The organism is Streptomyces sp. HB132 (assembly GCF_016909575.1).
GTDB lineage: Bacteria > Actinomycetota > Actinomycetes > Streptomycetales > Streptomycetaceae > Streptomyces.
The window spans coordinates 244,888-259,792 of record NZ_JAFBGA010000005.1 but is presented as its reverse complement, the minus strand read 5'-3'; the positions used below and the strand labels follow the sequence as shown (position 1 = coordinate 259,792).

Below are 14,905 nucleotides of genomic sequence, written 5' to 3'. Positions count from 1 at the left end.
TGACGGTCGGCCGCCAGCGTGAGTGTGAGTCCGGTCTTCCTGTCTCAGGTGCGTACGCCACCAGTATCGAAGAGACCGGGATGATCGGGAAGCGACGCGTCGGGGCGAGCCGCCCCGAGTCGCCCGGGAGCCACTTCGGCGGCCGGCCGCGGGTGGACCGCCGTGGATCCGGAATCCGGCGGACCGCCTCCCGCGAAAGTCCCACCGCCTCGCGGGAGGGGCCGCGTTTCACGGACGGCTGCGCGAAGACGGGCCGGTCGTCCCGGTACGTCCCCTTCGGCCGCCGGGCCGCGGAGTTCGTCCGCCGCGGCCTTCGTCGGCCGCCCCCGCCGCCGCCTTCCCTCCCGGCCACCGGCCGGCGGTCCCCCCGGGCGGCAGTGGCCCCGCTCGTCAACCACCGCATACGGACCGGGTGGTGAGTGACGAGCGGGCATCGGCCGGGGGAGGGAAGGCCGGGAGGGCAGCAGCCCTCAGCCGCGTCCACAGAAGTCGCGATCGGCGAGCCACTGGTCGAACCAGTCGTTCAGCGGGACGGTGAGGCACCATTCCGCATCGCCGGTGTCCGGCGCCGGGACGGTCGGTGTGGGCTCGTCGGGCTCGGGCGTCGTCGGCGACCCGCTCGGATCCGGAGCGGGCGAGGACGGCTCGGCGTCCGGCAGCCCACTCAGCGTCTCGCGGAACACCGCGGAGGACCGGGGGTTGTCGGCGCACTGCCACACTCCGTGCGGGCAGTAGTCCGTGATCGTCTGATACACCGGCTTGTGCCGTTCCATCCACTCCAGCATGCGGCGCATGTACTCGGGGTTGTCGCCGTTGCGGAACAGCCCCCACTCCGGGAACGAGATCGGCTTGTCGTGCTCGGCCGCGAAGTCCACCTGCTTCTGCAGGCCGTACGGCTCGTTCACCTGCTCGTCGAAGGTCAGCGCCGGAGGCTGGTCGTAGGAGTCCATGCCGATGATGTCCACGACGTCGTCGCCCGGATAGCACTCCGTCCAGGGCACGGCGTCCGTCCCCCTGCTCGGTGCGAAGTCGAAGCGGAGCTCCTGTCCCGGCACGGACCGCATCGCCGTGACGATGCGCTTCCAGTACGTCTTCCACGCGGCGGGATCGGGACCGCACCGGTGTGTGTACGTCGTACCGTTCATCTCCCAGCCGAGGACGATCACCGTGTCAGGGACTCCCAGCTGGACCAGGCGCTCGGCCAGTCTGCGGAAGTGCTCGTCGAACCGCCCCTCCGCGCCCGACCGCAGCAGGCCGCGTACCTCGTCGTCGGAGACGCGCTCCTCGTTGCGCTCCAGCATCGGCGTGTTCAGCACGAACATCCGGTCCTTCGAGGCCTTGCGCCAGTCCGCCCACGAGGCGAGGAAGCCGGGACGTCCCTCGATGTTCTCCCACAGGTCGCCCGGCAGATAACTGTGCCCGACACGCAGCTCCGTCCCTCCGAGCCACCGCGACAGCTCCTCCATACGCTGTACGCCCTCCGGCCCGTAATCCAGGTAGGCGCCGATGGCGGTGGCCCTCTCCGGCTCGGGTGCTTGCCGAGTGGCCCCCTTGCCGGTCTGGGTGTCCGCCGCGTCGCGGTCGGCGATGACCGCGCCGCCGACGAGGAGGCAGAGCGCGGTCGCCCCGATGCCGAAGTTGATGAGACGGCGCTGTGCGGGCACGGCTCCTCCTAGGATTGCGGCCTGACTGCGACCCTGCCGACCCTATGGAGAAGGTTTCAACAATGGGCTGTGGTACCGCCCGTGAATAGACCATTCGCGACGTGTGTCGGTTCAGACTGGGCCGTGCGGGTGACACGATCCGAAGGCGAACGGAAGGGAACCGACGCGATTGTCGAAATTCGAATCCACCAGGCCGGGTTCGCCCGATGTCCGCACCCCTCCCAGCCGTGTCAGCATTTCGCGGAACAGAGCCCTCATCTCCAGCCTCGCCAGGTGCGCGCCAAGACAATGGTGGGGACCTCCGCCGCCGTATCCGAGGTGCGGATTGGGTGACCGGGTGATGTCGAAGGAGTCGGGGTGGTCGAAGACGGAGGCGTCCCGGTTCGCCGACGCGTAGAGGAGCACGACCTTCTCCCCGGGCAGGAAGGTGTGGCCACCGAGCGTGCACTCGGCTGTCACCGTCCTGCGGAACTGGATGATCGGTGTCGAATGGCGGACGATCTCGTCGACGGCACCGTCGGCGTAGCGGTCGAAGTCGGACTCCAGAAGGGCCCGCTGCCCCGGATGCGCGGTCAGCAGGTCGAGCCCGTGGGCGATCGCGTTCCGGGTGGTCTCCACGCCGGCCACGAGCAGCAGCGAGAAGAACGCGCCGAGCTCACGTGAGGACAGGGCCCGTCCGCCGACATCCGCGCGTACGAGCGCGGAGATGACGTCGTCCGCCGGGGCGCGACGCCGCTCACGTGCGATGCCCGCCATCTCCAGCTGCATGCGGGCCAGTGAGCGCAGACCACGCCCCGGGACCCGCAGCCGGGCGCGGCCACGCCGCTGTACGCCGACGTACTCCGAGGCCTGATCGATGCGCGCCGCGATGCCGGCCCGGTGGCGTGCGGGGATACCCATCAGGTCGCAGATCACCTCGAACGGCATGCGCGAGGCCGCCGACCGCATGAAGTCTCCCGGGCCCTCGGTGATCGTCTCGTCCACCAGTCGCCGGGCGACGGCGTCGATGTTCGCCTCGGCGGCGGCGAGCAGTCTCGGCGTGAAGGCACGGGAGATGGTCCTGCGCAGCCCCGCGTGCTCGGCGCCGTCGATGTTGACCATGGAGTTCCCGAAGACGGCCTTGGCCCAGGGAGCCGGTTCCGGTGTGGTGACACCGGGCGCGCTGGCGAAGACCTGCGGCTGCCGGCTGGCCGCCCTCACGTCCGCGTGTTTCACCAGCGCGTAGAACGGTGCGCGCGGTCCCGTACGAGGAACGAACCGGACCGGTGCGTCCAGCTCCCGCAAGCGGGTGAACGCGGACAGCCGCTCGGGCCGCGGCAGACGCCAGAACGCCGGATCGGCCAGATCCGCGCCGCCCGTCACTCGCACACGGTCCGTGGGCACCTGCGTCGGGGCGTTCATGCACAACCTCCGGGAGTTCGGACCGCCATGCTGGCCCGGCGGGCGGCGCGGGACGGCCGACGTGGCCGGACCGGCCGGAGAATTCCCACGGTCGCGTGACGGCCCCGGACGAGAACCGTTCGCGTCCCGTCTCGTTGCCCATGCGAGCGAGACACCTCGCAGGAGTGGACGAGAAGGAGGTACCCCCACCATGAATCCGACCACCGGCACGTCCGTGGAGCCGGCCGGCGCACCGCGCCCGGCCCGCCGAGCAGTGCTGCGCACCGTCTTCACCGCGGTCGTGATCGCCGGCACGGGCGGCGCGCTCGCACCGGTGCTTCTCCAGGGCCACGGGTCCACGGAACGGATCCAGGAGCGGGACGCCGTGGGCCCCGAGCGATTCTCCGAGTTGTACAAGGGCCGGGAGATCAAGGGCACGGCCACGTCCGTCGTGGCGGCCGGCGCCCGGCCGGACGCCGGCGAGGCCGGAGCCGTCGCCGCGGCGCCCGGCATCGACGTACGCGTCGACGGGAGGCCGCTGCACGTGATGGAGCGCGCGGACGGGAGCTATCTGAGCGCTGTGAACCACTACGAGTCGTTCCCGACACTCCTCGAAACGGCCCGCGCGGCGGTCGACGACCTCGGCACCGCCCAGTTGTCCTCCCTGTCCCCGCACACCATCTGAGCCGGAGGGCGAGCACGGGTGTACAGCCGCAAGAACCAGCGAGACCTCACGCGCACCGAGAAGAAACGTCTGGTCGACGCGATCCTGGAGCTCAAACGCACGGGGCGCTACGACGACTTCGTCACCCAGCACCGGCAGTACTACGTCACCGATGCCCAGAGCGGGCCCCGGCCCGCCCATATGACCCCGTCCTTCTTCCCCTGGCACCGCAGATACCTGCTGGAGTTCGAGAGGGCGCTGCGGGCGGTCGACTCCCGTGTGTCGATTCCGTACTGGGACTGGACGCGGGACGGCACGGCGAGCGCGTCCCTCTGGGCGGAGGACTTCCTCGGTGGCAACGGCAGGCCGGGCGACCGGCAGGTGATGACCGGGCCGTTCGCCTACCGGCGGGGGAACTGGCGGATCCGCGCCGGAGTCACCGACGACGCCTTCCTGCGGCGCAACTTCGGCCGGCCCTCCGCGCCCGTCGCACTCCCCGTGGCCGCCGACGTGGAGCGCGCGCTGAGGGATCCGGTGTACGACGCCGCGCCCTGGAACAGTGTCAGCACCACCGGCTTCCGGAACAGGATCGAGGGCTGGGGCATCCGAGGGGGCCGTGGTGTGGCCAACCACAACCGGGTGCACCGCTGGATCGGAGGGTCGATGGCAGGTGCGGCATCGCCCGACGACCCGGTCTTCTGGCTGCACCACGCCTTCATCGACCTGCTCTGGGCCCGCTGGCAGAAGGCGCACCCGCGCTCCCGCTACCTGCCGGCGCGCGCTCTGCCGGCCGAGGACCCGCAGCGGGGCCGGATCTTCACGCTCGATCAGCCGATGCCCCCGTGGGACGTGCCCCCCTCCCGGCTCATGGACCACACCCGGTACTACAGGTACGTCTGAACGCGGCCGGCCGTGCACGGAACGAGGCCGGGCCTCCCCTCTCCGCCTTCAGGCGGAGAGGGGAGGCCCGGACCGGTGCCTGGGGAGATCAGCGGCCGTAGCCGTAGTCGCCCTTGTCCTCGTGGCTGTCCGACACGTTCGCGCAGGTGTTGCCGAACGCCGGGTTCAGCAGGGCGATCACGTTGACCGTGTTGCCGCACACGTTGACCGGGATGTGCACGGGCACCTGGACGGCGTTGCCCGAAAGGACACCGGGGGAGTGGGCCGCGACGGCCTCCGCTCCGGAGTCGGCGGTAGCCATGCCGGCGCCGCCGGCGATCAGGGCACCGGTACCTGCCATGACGGCGGCCACCTTCGAGATACGCGACATCAGTTCTCCTTGAGAGGGTCGAGACCGGCCGCCGAGCGTGCGGCCGCTATGCCTTGAGAACGCGGAAATCGACAGACGGTAACGGACCAACTCAAAAGTCATCATCCCGGGTCAACTCCGGCCGAGGGTCGCCAGCCGGTCCGGGAGCTCGCTCAGCCGCCCCCGCCAGTCCCGCGCGGCGGGAATGCGCGACTTCACCGACTCCGCAGCCCGGTCCCGCACGGTCAGTTGCGTCTCGCGCAGCCGCAGCATCGGCTCCAGCGAGGAACGGGCCAGCAGCAGACGCTGATTGACGACCGGAACGGGCCCCCAGTGGTTCTTGTACTGCTCCGATCCGCGCAGCAGACTGAGTACGCCGCGCTCCAGGCCCTCCGTCTCCCGCGCGATCTCACGCAGCAGCATCGACGAGACATCCACCTTCCTCTCCCTGAGCCGGGGGTCGGCGCCGTAGAGATACCCCCCTGTCAGGTGCGCGGACCTGAACGACAGGTCGGCGGCCACCACCTCCCCGTCGAGCACGAACTCCCTGACCGAGGCCTCGCCGTCGCGCACCATCCGGCGGGCGGAGCGCACCAGATGCGCGCAGAAGCGTGGCCTCAGGTGCTCCGGGTTGACCCCTCTGCCGAGCCACTGGAGCTCGTGGAGCCGCAGCAGGTTCCCGATCGCGACCGACACCCGGTGGACGGGGGCCGTGCGGCACTCGATGCCGAGCGCGTCGATCCTGCGCAGCTTGGCCCGCGTCCGCTGGGCGCGCGAACCGGGCATCCGCCCGACGAGGGCGTCGATCGGCTCGGCGGGCAGTTCCATGCAGGTCGAGTCGGTGCGGCTGCTCCGGGCCCCGGACCACGCCTCGAACAGCAGGTGCGCCGAGGCGTCGGGCCGTACCTCCCGCAGGTCCACGACCGTGTGCGCGGCCGCCCGCCGGAGCCCGTGCTCCAGCGCCGTGACGGCTGCCCGGCTGTCCTCGCCGTCCACCAGGATGTCGAAGAAGTCGGAGATGGCGCCACCCATCGGGACCAGCAGAGGCATCGGTCGGTGCACGAGCATCAGCGGGACCGCGCCGATCAGACGTCCTGCCCGGCGTGCCAGTACGACGCGGAGCCGTCCGGCGGTGCCGTAGGAGAGCCACCAGGAGTGGAGCCACGCATGGCTCTGGAAGGGTGTGGCGGTCGGGCAGCCGCGATGCAGTTCACCCCACTCCCCGGCGAGGTCCGCGAAGTCCGACAGGTCCCTGCAGAGGGTGACGTCGAGCCGCCCATGACGTTCGGTGTTCATCGTACGAGCTCCCTTTCGTCGGTGGTGCCGCCCTGCGCGGGGCCCGGCACCTGGGCTGTGACGCCCCGGCGTCCGGGGCGGGGGCGGACGAGCAGGACGAGCCCGCCGACCAGCCCGCCGGCGCAGGCTCCCACGGCCGTGCCGAGCGGCGCGGAGGGGGACACGGGGTCGGCCGGTGGCACGGCGTGCGAGAACTTGATCAGCTTGACCCCGGTGTCCTTCGCCACGTGCCCGCTGCTGACGACCACCGCCTCGGTCACCGCGTTCGCGATGTCCGCGGCCCGGTCCCGGTCGGTCGACGTACCGGTGACCGCGATCATGGGCGAGTCCGGGGAGGTCTCGGACCGCACATGCGTGCGCAGTTCACGTACGGGCTCCCCGGCCGCCCCCTTGGCGTAGGCCAGGGTGGCTTCGCTGGTGGCCAGGCGGCCGTACGACTGCGCGTAGCCCAGTGCCGCGGCCGGATCGATGTCCTTGCCGGCGGTGACCACGGCGTAGCTGGTGGCCGCGTACTCGGGCTGGGCGAGCATGCCGTAGGAGAATCCGCCGGCGGCTCCGAGCAGGACGCAGGCCGGCAGCGGCCACCAGCTGGGCCGTACGAACGCGGGGCGGAGCCGGCGGAACCGTCCGGGGACGGCCCACCGCTGCTCGGGAGACTCGGTCATGGGTGTGCTCTCTCGGTCGGAGGGACGGGTGCGGTGCCGACGGCCTGGGCGTAGACGTCCATGAGGCGCCGGCTGCTGAGCCGGATGTCGTAGTGGTCCAAGGCGGGGGGCGGCGGCAGCCTGCGGACACCGCTCTCCATGCGGTGCCGCAGCGCGGCCGTGAGCTCGTCCGTGGGATCGGCGGCGTCTCCGATACGGGTGGTACCGGGCACGCGGCCGCCGGGAAGGTCGTCGATGGCGGGGCAGGCCGCGTGCACCACGGGGAGCCCCGCGGCCAGGGCCTCCACGACGGCGAGACCGAAGGACTCCTCGCGCGACACCGAGACGAAGGTGTCGACCGCGCTGAGCACCGCGGGGATGCCGGGAGCGGCATCCGTGGGGCCGCACTCGCCGAGGAACGTGACGCGGCCGGTCACACCGAGCCGGGCGGCCGTCGCGCGCAGGGTCCCGGCCTCCGGGCCGTCCCCGGCGAGCAAGAGCCGGGCGCCGGGAAGGGCGGCGACGGCGCGGATCAGCAGGTCGAAGCGTTTGCCGGGGACCATCCTTCCCACGCCGCCCACCACGAAGGCCGCGGACGGAATGCCGAGCAGGGCCCGCGTGGCGCGCCGTTGCAGGGGGTCGAAGCGGAAGGCGGCCGCGTCGATGCCGTTGGGCACGGTGTGGATCCGGGCGGCCGGCACACCCCAGTCGCGAAGCCTGCCCGCGACGGTGTCGGACACGGCGACCGTCGCCGCCCCGAGCCGCTCGGTGCGCAGGTAGAGCTCCCGGGTACCACGGGTGAGGGGCCGCCCCTCGATCTCCGCCCGCCCCAGCGAATGCTCCGTCGACACGACGGTGGTCCCGGCGAGGCGCGCGGCGATCCGGCCGTAGACACACGCCCGGTAGAGGTGCGTGTGCACGAGGTCGTACGAGCCCCGCCGGATGAGACGGGCCAGCCGGGGCACCGTGCCGAGGTCCCGGTTGCTCCGCATCCCCAGGTCCCGGACACGGACGCCGTCCGCGCGCAGCCCCTCCGCGACCGCTCCCGGGTTGGTGAGCGTCACGACGTCGCAGCGCACCGGCAGATGACGCAGCAGCAGCCGCAACTGCTGCTCGGCACCGCCGACGCCGAGTCCGGTGATGACGTGCAGCGCCTTCATCCGGCGTCACCCGGCCCCGGGGTGCCGGCCGAACGGTACCGCAGCCGGTGCCGGAACTCCTTCGCCCGCAGGCGCGCGCCCCGGTCCGCGTGGCTGACGTGCGTGCGGGGGAGGGCGAGCGGCCCTGAAAGGGCGCCGGGAGAGAGCGCGCAGCCGTAGGCGTAGCCCGCCTCCCGTACGGACTCGGCCACCCGCCGGTCGGCCGTGCCGTACGGGTAGCAGAAGCCGGAAGGCGTCTCGCCGGTGATGCGGCGCAGCGCGTCCCGGCTGCCGTGGGTCTCCCGGCGCAGATCGTCGTCGGACAGCGTCGTCAGATCCTGGTGGAGCATCCCGTGCGATCCGACCTCCATCCCCGCCGCGGCGGCGGTGCGGACGCCCTCCTCGGTCAGCAGCGGCCGGCGCGGGCCGAGCGGATCCCAGGCGTTGGAGCCACCGGGACGGCCGGGCAGGACGAACACCGTCGCGGTGCAGCCGTGAGCGAGCAGCACCGGGAGCGCCTCGTCGACGAAATCCGCGTACCCGTCGTCGAAGGTGAGTCCGACCAGTCCTCGCTTCCCGGCGGACCGCGCACCCAGCAGCGCGGCGACCCCCACGCCGGTCAGCCCCCGGCGCCGCAGCCAGGTCAGCTGCTCGTCCAGACGTCCGGCGGAGACGGTGATGCCGTAGGGGTCGTCCGTGGGATCGCTCACCGAGTGATAGGTCAGGATCCAGGGCTGGGGCCGGAGGGGGAGCGTACGGGCACGGGGTGCCGAGGTGTCAGCGGCCATGGGAAAACCTCTGTCGGATGAGTGCCAGCAGATGAACGGCTTCCGGTGCCCGGAGTACGAGCCCGGCGAGAAGGAAAGCCGTGGGTACGACAAGGCAGCCGGCCGCCAGGCCCTGCACCGGCCCCGGCACCAGCCGGGTGGCCAGCGCGCCGGCGGCCGCGGCGACCGCCGCCGCGGCCGCCGGCCTGGCGAGGGAGAGGGCGACGGCTCCGGGCCGTACGGCGACCGCTCGCGAGCCCAGCCCCACGAGCATCAGCACGGCGGCCGTGCTGATGCCGACGGCATTGGCCGCCGCGATGCCGTCCACACCGAAGGGGCCGGTCAGGAGCAGCGCGGCCGCGGTGGTGACGAGCAGACCGCAGCACATCGCGCCGAGCGGGTACCAGGTGGGCCGGCCGGCCGAGAAGAACGGCCTGCACAGGGCGCCCACCAGGGTGTGGCCGAGCAGACCCAGCGCGTAGACCCGCATGACACCGGCCGTGGCGGTGGTGTCCGCGGCATCGAACGCGCCGCGCTGGAAGAGGACTTCGACGATCAGGGGCGCACAGCCGAGCACCGTCGCCGTGCCCAGCAGCACCACCGCCCCGGCCAGCGCGAGATCACGTTCGACCCGCCGCCGGGCTCCCTCCCGGTCCCCGGCAGCCATGGCCCGCGCCACGACGGGGAAGGTCACCGTGCAGATCATCATGGACAGCACCATCGGCAGCTGCGCGACCTTCTGCGCGTAGTTGAGGTGGGAGATCGCCCCGTCCGGCAGCGACGAGGCGAAGAAACGCTCGACGAGGACCTGCGACTGACGGCTCACCACGAACAGGACGACCGGTGCCAGGACCGTGGCGCCGAAGAGTGCCGGACCCCGCTCCCGCGCCACCCGCCTCCCTCCCGGTCCCGGCACCAGCCGCAGGAACGTGGGCAGCAGGGTGAGGATCATCAGCAGGCTGCCGACGGCGACCCCCGCGGCCGCGGCGCGCACACCCCAGACGGAGTGCAGCGCCAGGGTCATGCCGATGATGCCGACGTTGTACGCGATGTACACGCCGGCCGGGGCCAGGAACCGGCTGTGCGCCCGCAGCGCCGCGCTGAAGTACCCCGTGATGCCGAAGGTGAGCACGGTGACGGCCGTCAGACGCGTGCAGTCCACCGCGAGCCGGGGATCGTCCAGTCCGGGAGCCAGGACGCCGACGGCCCACGGCGCGCCCCAGACCAGCAGCCCGCCCGCGCAGGCCAGTGAGGCGAACAGCCGGGGGAGGGTGTCGGCCACCAGTGCGCGGACCGGGTCGGTCGCGTGGCCGCCCGCGGTCCGCTGCGTCAGGGCCAGGCTGAACGCCGGAACCAGCAGCAGAGCCATGCCGTCCTCGATCAGCAGCGTGGCCGCCATCTCCGGCACCGTCCATGCGATGAGGAAGGCGTCGCTGGCATGGCCGGCCCCGAACAGCCGGGCGATGGCCTGGTCCCGGACGAGTCCCAGCAGTGCGGCGATCACCGTCAGTACCGCGGCGCCGCCGGCCGCCCTGGCCAGGAAGCGACCGGACCGCGCCGGAGCGTCCGGCGCGGAAGCTGCGGCGGCGGCCGGCTCCGTGGCGGTCCCGCTCACCCGGCGGTCGTCCTCTCCGGTCCGGCCAGCGCCCACCAGGCGGCGAGGCCGAGCACGACCCCGGTGAGCACGGTGGAGGGGCCGCCGATGTCCGCGTACAGGAAGTCGACGGTCTGCCAGGTCATCAGCCCGACGGCGGCCAGACCGCAGTCGACGGCCGCGGCCCCCCGGGCGCGTGCGAGCACCAGCCTGCGCACCCCGCCCACCAGGAGCGCCGCCCAGGAACCCACCAGCGCGGTGAAGCCGATGAGGCCCTGCTCGCCGAGTACCAGCAGGTACATGTTGTGGGGGGAGAGCAGCGGTTGCCTGCGGAACTCCTGTCCCGCCCCCGCCGTGTCGCTCCCGGCCGAGAGCCCGATCGACGCGTGCCCGTCCCGGTGCGCCGGAAAGCCCTTGAGACCGACGCCGGTCGCGGGCCGCTCGCGCCACATTCCCACGGCGGCCGCCCACATGGTGTAGCGGTCGTTGACCGACCGGTCGGGGGCGCTGGTCACCTCCGTGATGCTGGTGAGCCGCTGCGAGATCATCTCGGAGCCGACACCGACCCCGCCGACCAGAACGACTCCTGCCGCGCCCAGCACCGCCAGCGCGCGGACGGCCTGCCGGAGCCCGGTCAGCGCGATCACCGCGAGCACTCCGGCCGCCGTCGCGATCCACGCTCCCCGGCTGAAGGACAGCGCCAGCGGGACGACCAGCAGTACGGCGGTGACGGGAGCCCACGGCCTCAGCCGACGAGGTGGGGCGAGAGGGGTGCGGAGCGCGTACGCGGCGGCCGCGACCAGACCGTAGCCGACGACCGTCGCCATTCCCATCACATCGCCGGGGCCGAACGTACCGACCGCACGGATGTCCTCCCCCATGTAGGAGGCGCCGGACCCCGTGACGTACTGGTGGACACCCGTCGCGCCCTGGAACACCGCGAGCAGGACCAGCGCGCCGGCGACGGCCCGGAAATCCCGGGCGTTTCTGACCAGGAGGAGGACGGCGGCCGGTACCAGGACGAAGACCTGCAGGTACCGCACGAACCCCGGCAACGCCGCCACCGGGTCCGCGGCGGTGACCGTGGCGAGGGCGAGCCCCACGGCCGGCAGCCCCAGCACGAACGCCGCTGCCGGAGTGAGCGGGCGTCGTCGCAGGTACGACAGGTGGCCCGCGCAGGCGAGCACGGCCGCCCCCGACACGAGGTCGGCCGCCGGTACGCCCAGCACGGTCCAGGCACCCGTGCCGTCGGCCGGTACCCCGACGAGCAGGACCGTCGCGATCAGCGGCAGCAACGGCCATCGGTGGCGCCATCCGCGCGGGGGCTCGTTCTCCCGGCCGACCGGTAGGGCGGGCGCCGCGGTCACGGTGAGTGTCACGGCTCAGCTGCCTCCGAGCCGGAACACCGAGCCGGCCGTGCGTGCCAGCACGCACATGTCCTGCCACAGCGACCACGTCTCGATGTACCGGTTGTCGAAGCGGGCCCGGTCCTCGATCGAGGTGTCACCGCGCAGTCCGTGCACCTGGGCCAGTCCCGTGATGCCTACGGGCATCCGGTGCCGGGACCGGTAGCCGGGGTGCATACGGCTGAACTGTGCTACGAAGTAAGGGCGTTCGGGGCGCGGTCCGACCAGGCTCATGTCGCCGCGTACGACGTTCCAGAGCTGAGGAAGCTCATCGAGGGAGGTCCTGCGCAGCGCCCGGCCGACGCGGCTCATGCGCCGGTCCGACGAGACGTTCCACCGGGTGGCCGACTCGTGGGCGTCGCCCGGGCGCAAGGTGCGGAACTTCAGCAGGACGAACGGCCGTCCGTGCTCGCCGATCCGCTCCTGCCGGAAGACGACGCCCGGACCGTCGCACACGCGTACGGCGAGGGCGCAGGCAGCCATCACAGGGGAGGCCACGACCAGGGCGACCGCGGCCAGGACGGCGTCCATCGCCCGCTTCACCCGGTGAGCCACCGGCCGGTGCGGCCGGGCGTCCAGCGAGTGCGCCGCGAAGCCCCATACGTGGTCCGGACGGGGCGCGGTCCTGCAGTTCGTGACCGTTCCCTGATCGGTGATCAGCCACACACGGCAGTCGTGCCGTGCGAACAAAGCGAAGAGCTCCGCCCCGTCGGGCGTGGCCTCGGGGGGAGCCGTGAAGACGGCGTGCCGTACGGAGTTCTGGACGACCGCCCGTGCGGCGTCCTGCACCGACGCGAGCACGGGCAGCGACACGTGTCCCGGCGGCGGCGCGACCTCAGCCTGTTGCGAGTCCGTGCCGGAGCTCACCACCCGGCCGACCGGCCGCATCCCGTAGCGCCTGTGCTCCTGCAGGACGGTGACGACCCGGCTTGCGACCTGGCCGTCGCCGATCACCAGGGTGGACCGGGGGTCGCGTGCGGCCGACCACAGCCGGAACCGGTGGACGACGGCGCGTGCGCCGCAGCTCGCCACGGCCTGGACGCCGGCCGCGCAGCCGAGCGCCGCCCACCCCACGGCATGGCGCGGGTCGTACGCGGCCACCGCCTCGGCGACGGCGTACCACTGCACCGCGGCCAGTCCGGCCAGCGCGGGCAGTTCCGCCAGGGCGGACGGCGAGAGCCCGGTCGTGTAGAGGCGCCGGTAGGTGTTCAGGAGCAACTGGACGACCGGCAGCAGGAGGAGGACGACCGGTGGCCACGGCCCGGGGCCGACCAGCGCCACGGCCAGACCGAGCGCGAGGACGTCGCAGGCCATCAGCGCCGCCGGTGGCCGCCGGCGCGGCACTCCTCGTGCGGTCCGGGGGACCTGGGGACCCTCCCTGCCGCTGCGCGGCGGGCGGATCACGTCAGCCGCGCGCCGTACAGCGGTCGCCTGGGCGGCTCGGGGGGCAGGTGCACTCTCCGTCGTCATCGCTCGGTGCGCTTCCTCGTCGTGGGGCGGGACATGCCGACAAGTTCCTCGTAGAGGCACAGGACCGATGCGGCGGTCTTCGTCACGTCGAAGACCGACCGGGCGCGGACCTGCGCGGTGCGGCCGAGCTCGGCCCGCAGCGCCGGATCGTCCAGCAGTGCGGTCAGCGCGGCCGCAAGGGCCGTGGGGTCGTCCGGAGGCACGAGACAGTGGGACAGCTGCCCCGGCGGGAGGCTCTCCCTGGCCCCGTCGACGTCGGTCAGCAGGACGGGTGTGCCGCAGGCCATGGCCTCGAGGGGGGCCAGCGCCATCCCCTCCCAGCGTGAAGGGAGGACCAGCAGGTCCGCCGCTTGGAGCCAGGGCCCCACATCCGTGCTGGCCCCCGCGAACAGAACCCCGGGGGGCGCGGCGCGCCGCAGCTCCTCCCCGTACGGTCCGTCGCCGACCAGGACCAGCCGGGCGCCGCCCACCGCGGCCTGCCGCCAGGCTCGCAGCAGCACGTCCTGGCCCTTCTGCCGGCTCAGACGTCCGACGCACACCACGAGCGGCTCGCCGGGCGGGCATCCGCCCGGCAGCGGGAGGGAGGCCCGGACCGACGCGGCGGCGTCCTCGCGCGCGGGCCGGAAGCGGCCGAGGTCGATGCCGTTGTGGATCACCGACCAGTGTGCTGTGATGCCCGCGCGCTGCCCCGTCAGGCGCTCCGACTCGCTGACACAGAGGACGCGGTCGCTCCACCGCGCCGCGAACCGCTCCCACACCTTCGCCGGCCCGGCCGTTCCGCCTTCCAGGGCCTCGAACGACCAGGCGTGCGGCTGGAAGACCGTGGGAACCCGGCCGCGCACGGCCAGGCGCCCGGCGAGCCCCGCCTTGGAGCTGTGGGCGTGGACCACATCGGGAGCGCACGCACGGATCAGACGGGCCGCCGTGAGGACTTCCCGCGCCAGTCGCGGACCGGGGGAACGTTCCGCCGGCCAGGCGCACACCCGCGCTCCGGCGGTGCGGGCCCCGGCCGCCAGAGGCCCGTCCGGCGGGCAGGCGACGACGGGCCGCAGCCCCGCCCGCACCTGTGCCGCGACGAGGTCGGCCACGACCCGTGCTACTCCCCCCTCCACCGGCTGGACCAGGTGAAGGACCGTCAGGCGGCTTCCGTCGGTAAAATTCTTCTGCAGCACACGGCTCTCTTTCGCATGCCCCCGAAGAGCCGGTTCCGGTAAACACCGGCGGCGTTGAATATGGCGGCGGAGATCAAGTGGGTGAAACCGAACTGCACTGTCGCAGACCGTGCGTACGAAAACACGCTTACTCGCGCTCGTGTCCCGGTGAATTACCCTCGGCCGGGCCGCCGATCGAGGCTTCCTCGAATTCTGCGGCGTGTCAGATGAGCGTGACTTCCTTTGTCTGTCGCCATGTCGCATGATGGCGTGCTGTGCGCCCCTGCTCCCATTCGGAACGCATCCCGGGGGAGAGTCGGGGAACGCATCCCCAGGTCCCCGGATGCGGCGGACGATAATGAGCTCCAATTACCGCCGAGTTGGCATCCGGAATTACGGCTCCCCGTGTTCCGGATGCCCGGCGCGTCATTCGCCGGCCCCGTCGTCCCGGCGCACCCTTTCCGCGCGAATCGGCCAACCG

At 72.5% G+C, this 14,905-nt stretch carries 13 protein-coding genes; 2 read left to right on the top strand and 11 right to left on the bottom strand.

What is annotated here, in order from left to right; genetic code table 11:
- Positions 1 to 470: 470 nt before the first annotated feature.
- Positions 471 to 1,664: a glycoside hydrolase family 26 protein gene (locus tag JOC24_RS14540; protein ID WP_205020666.1), complete on the bottom strand. Its 1,194-nt coding sequence runs from the start codon at positions 1,662 to 1,664 to the stop codon at positions 471 to 473.
- Between the two features lie 111 nt (positions 1,665 to 1,775).
- Positions 1,776 to 3,065, bottom strand: a complete 1,290-nt coding sequence (locus JOC24_RS14535; protein ID WP_205020665.1) for a cytochrome P450 — start codon at positions 3,063 to 3,065, stop codon at positions 1,776 to 1,778.
- A 190-nt stretch (positions 3,066 to 3,255) separates the two neighbouring features.
- On the opposite strand from JOC24_RS14535, the gene JOC24_RS14530 reads away from it, so the two are divergent.
- Both JOC24_RS14530 and JOC24_RS14525 read left to right on the top strand, forming a co-directional pair.
- The gene (locus tag JOC24_RS14530; protein ID WP_205020664.1) at positions 3,256 to 3,729 is read left to right on the top strand and encodes a tyrosinase family oxidase copper chaperone; all 474 of its coding nucleotides are present in this window, start codon (positions 3,256 to 3,258) and stop codon (positions 3,727 to 3,729) included.
- Between the two features lie 18 nt (positions 3,730 to 3,747).
- Positions 3,748 to 4,608 (top strand): tyrosinase family protein, encoded by an 861-nt coding sequence (locus tag JOC24_RS14525; protein WP_205020663.1) that lies wholly within the window; start codon positions 3,748 to 3,750, stop codon positions 4,606 to 4,608.
- Positions 4,609 to 4,696: 88 nt separating this feature from the next.
- Here the strand turns inward: JOC24_RS14525 and JOC24_RS14520 are convergent, their stop codons facing one another.
- The 9 genes from JOC24_RS14520 to JOC24_RS14480 all read right to left on the bottom strand — a co-directional run bounded on the left by JOC24_RS14520 (position 4,697) and on the right by JOC24_RS14480 (position 14,445).
- A complete protein-coding gene (locus tag JOC24_RS14520; RefSeq protein ID WP_205020662.1) occupies positions 4,697 to 4,978 on the bottom strand; it encodes a chaplin in 282 nt (93 codons plus the stop codon).
- 111 nt (positions 4,979 to 5,089) lie between these two features.
- Positions 5,090 to 6,253 carry a GNAT family N-acetyltransferase gene (locus tag JOC24_RS14515; RefSeq protein WP_205020661.1) on the bottom strand — a complete coding sequence of 388 codons (1,164 nt, stop codon included), beginning with the start codon at positions 6,251 to 6,253 and terminating at the stop codon, positions 5,090 to 5,092.
- Entirely contained in the window at positions 6,250 to 6,918 is a 669-nt protein-coding gene (locus tag JOC24_RS14510) for a YveK family protein (protein WP_205020660.1), read from the bottom strand. Before JOC24_RS14510 ends, JOC24_RS14515 begins: the two co-directional genes overlap by 4 nt.
- Positions 6,915 to 8,057: a glycosyltransferase gene (locus JOC24_RS14505; RefSeq protein WP_205020659.1), complete on the bottom strand. Its 1,143-nt coding sequence runs from the start codon at positions 8,055 to 8,057 to the stop codon at positions 6,915 to 6,917. The genes JOC24_RS14510 and JOC24_RS14505 overlap by 4 nt, the downstream gene beginning before the upstream one ends.
- Positions 8,054 to 8,824, bottom strand: a complete 771-nt coding sequence (locus JOC24_RS14500; RefSeq protein ID WP_205020658.1) for a polysaccharide deacetylase family protein — start codon at positions 8,822 to 8,824, stop codon at positions 8,054 to 8,056. The genes JOC24_RS14505 and JOC24_RS14500 overlap by 4 nt, the downstream gene beginning before the upstream one ends.
- Positions 8,814 to 10,418 carry a lipid II flippase MurJ gene (locus JOC24_RS14495; RefSeq protein ID WP_205020657.1) on the bottom strand — a complete coding sequence of 535 codons (1,605 nt, stop codon included), beginning with the start codon at positions 10,416 to 10,418 and terminating at the stop codon, positions 8,814 to 8,816. Before JOC24_RS14495 ends, JOC24_RS14500 begins: the two co-directional genes overlap by 11 nt.
- A complete protein-coding gene (locus tag JOC24_RS33820; protein ID WP_205020656.1) occupies positions 10,415 to 11,776 on the bottom strand; it encodes an O-antigen ligase family protein in 1,362 nt (453 codons plus the stop codon). Before JOC24_RS33820 ends, JOC24_RS14495 begins: the two co-directional genes overlap by 4 nt.
- Before the next feature lie 3 nt (positions 11,777 to 11,779).
- Positions 11,780 to 13,273: a sugar transferase gene (locus tag JOC24_RS14485; protein WP_205020655.1), complete on the bottom strand. Its 1,494-nt coding sequence runs from the start codon at positions 13,271 to 13,273 to the stop codon at positions 11,780 to 11,782.
- On the bottom strand, positions 13,270 to 14,445 hold the full coding sequence (locus tag JOC24_RS14480) for a glycosyltransferase family 4 protein (RefSeq protein ID WP_205020654.1): 1,176 nt from the start codon (positions 14,443 to 14,445) through the stop codon (positions 13,270 to 13,272). Before JOC24_RS14480 ends, JOC24_RS14485 begins: the two co-directional genes overlap by 4 nt.
- Between the last annotated feature and the right edge of the window lie 460 nt (positions 14,446 to 14,905).

Excerpts from the sequence above, each read along its gene's own strand:
- JOC24_RS14535 (WP_205020665.1), bottom strand. The coding sequence starts at position 3,065 with ATGAACGCCCCGACGCAGGTGCCCACGGACCGTGTGCGAGTGACGGGC.
- JOC24_RS14530 (WP_205020664.1), top strand. The coding sequence starts at position 3,256 with ATGAATCCGACCACCGGCACGTCCGTGGAGCCGGCCGGCGCACCGCGC.
- JOC24_RS14520 (WP_205020662.1), bottom strand. The coding sequence starts at position 4,978 with ATGTCGCGTATCTCGAAGGTGGCCGCCGTCATGGCAGGTACCGGTGCC.
- JOC24_RS14515 (WP_205020661.1), bottom strand. The coding sequence starts at position 6,253 with ATGAACACCGAACGTCATGGGCGGCTCGACGTCACCCTCTGCAGGGAC.
- JOC24_RS14510 (WP_205020660.1), bottom strand. The coding sequence starts at position 6,918 with ATGACCGAGTCTCCCGAGCAGCGGTGGGCCGTCCCCGGACGGTTCCGC.
- JOC24_RS14505 (WP_205020659.1), bottom strand. The coding sequence starts at position 8,057 with ATGAAGGCGCTGCACGTCATCACCGGACTCGGCGTCGGCGGTGCCGAG.
- JOC24_RS14500 (WP_205020658.1), bottom strand. The coding sequence starts at position 8,824 with ATGGCCGCTGACACCTCGGCACCCCGTGCCCGTACGCTCCCCCTCCGG.
- JOC24_RS14485 (WP_205020655.1), bottom strand. The coding sequence starts at position 13,273 with ATGACGACGGAGAGTGCACCTGCCCCCCGAGCCGCCCAGGCGACCGCT.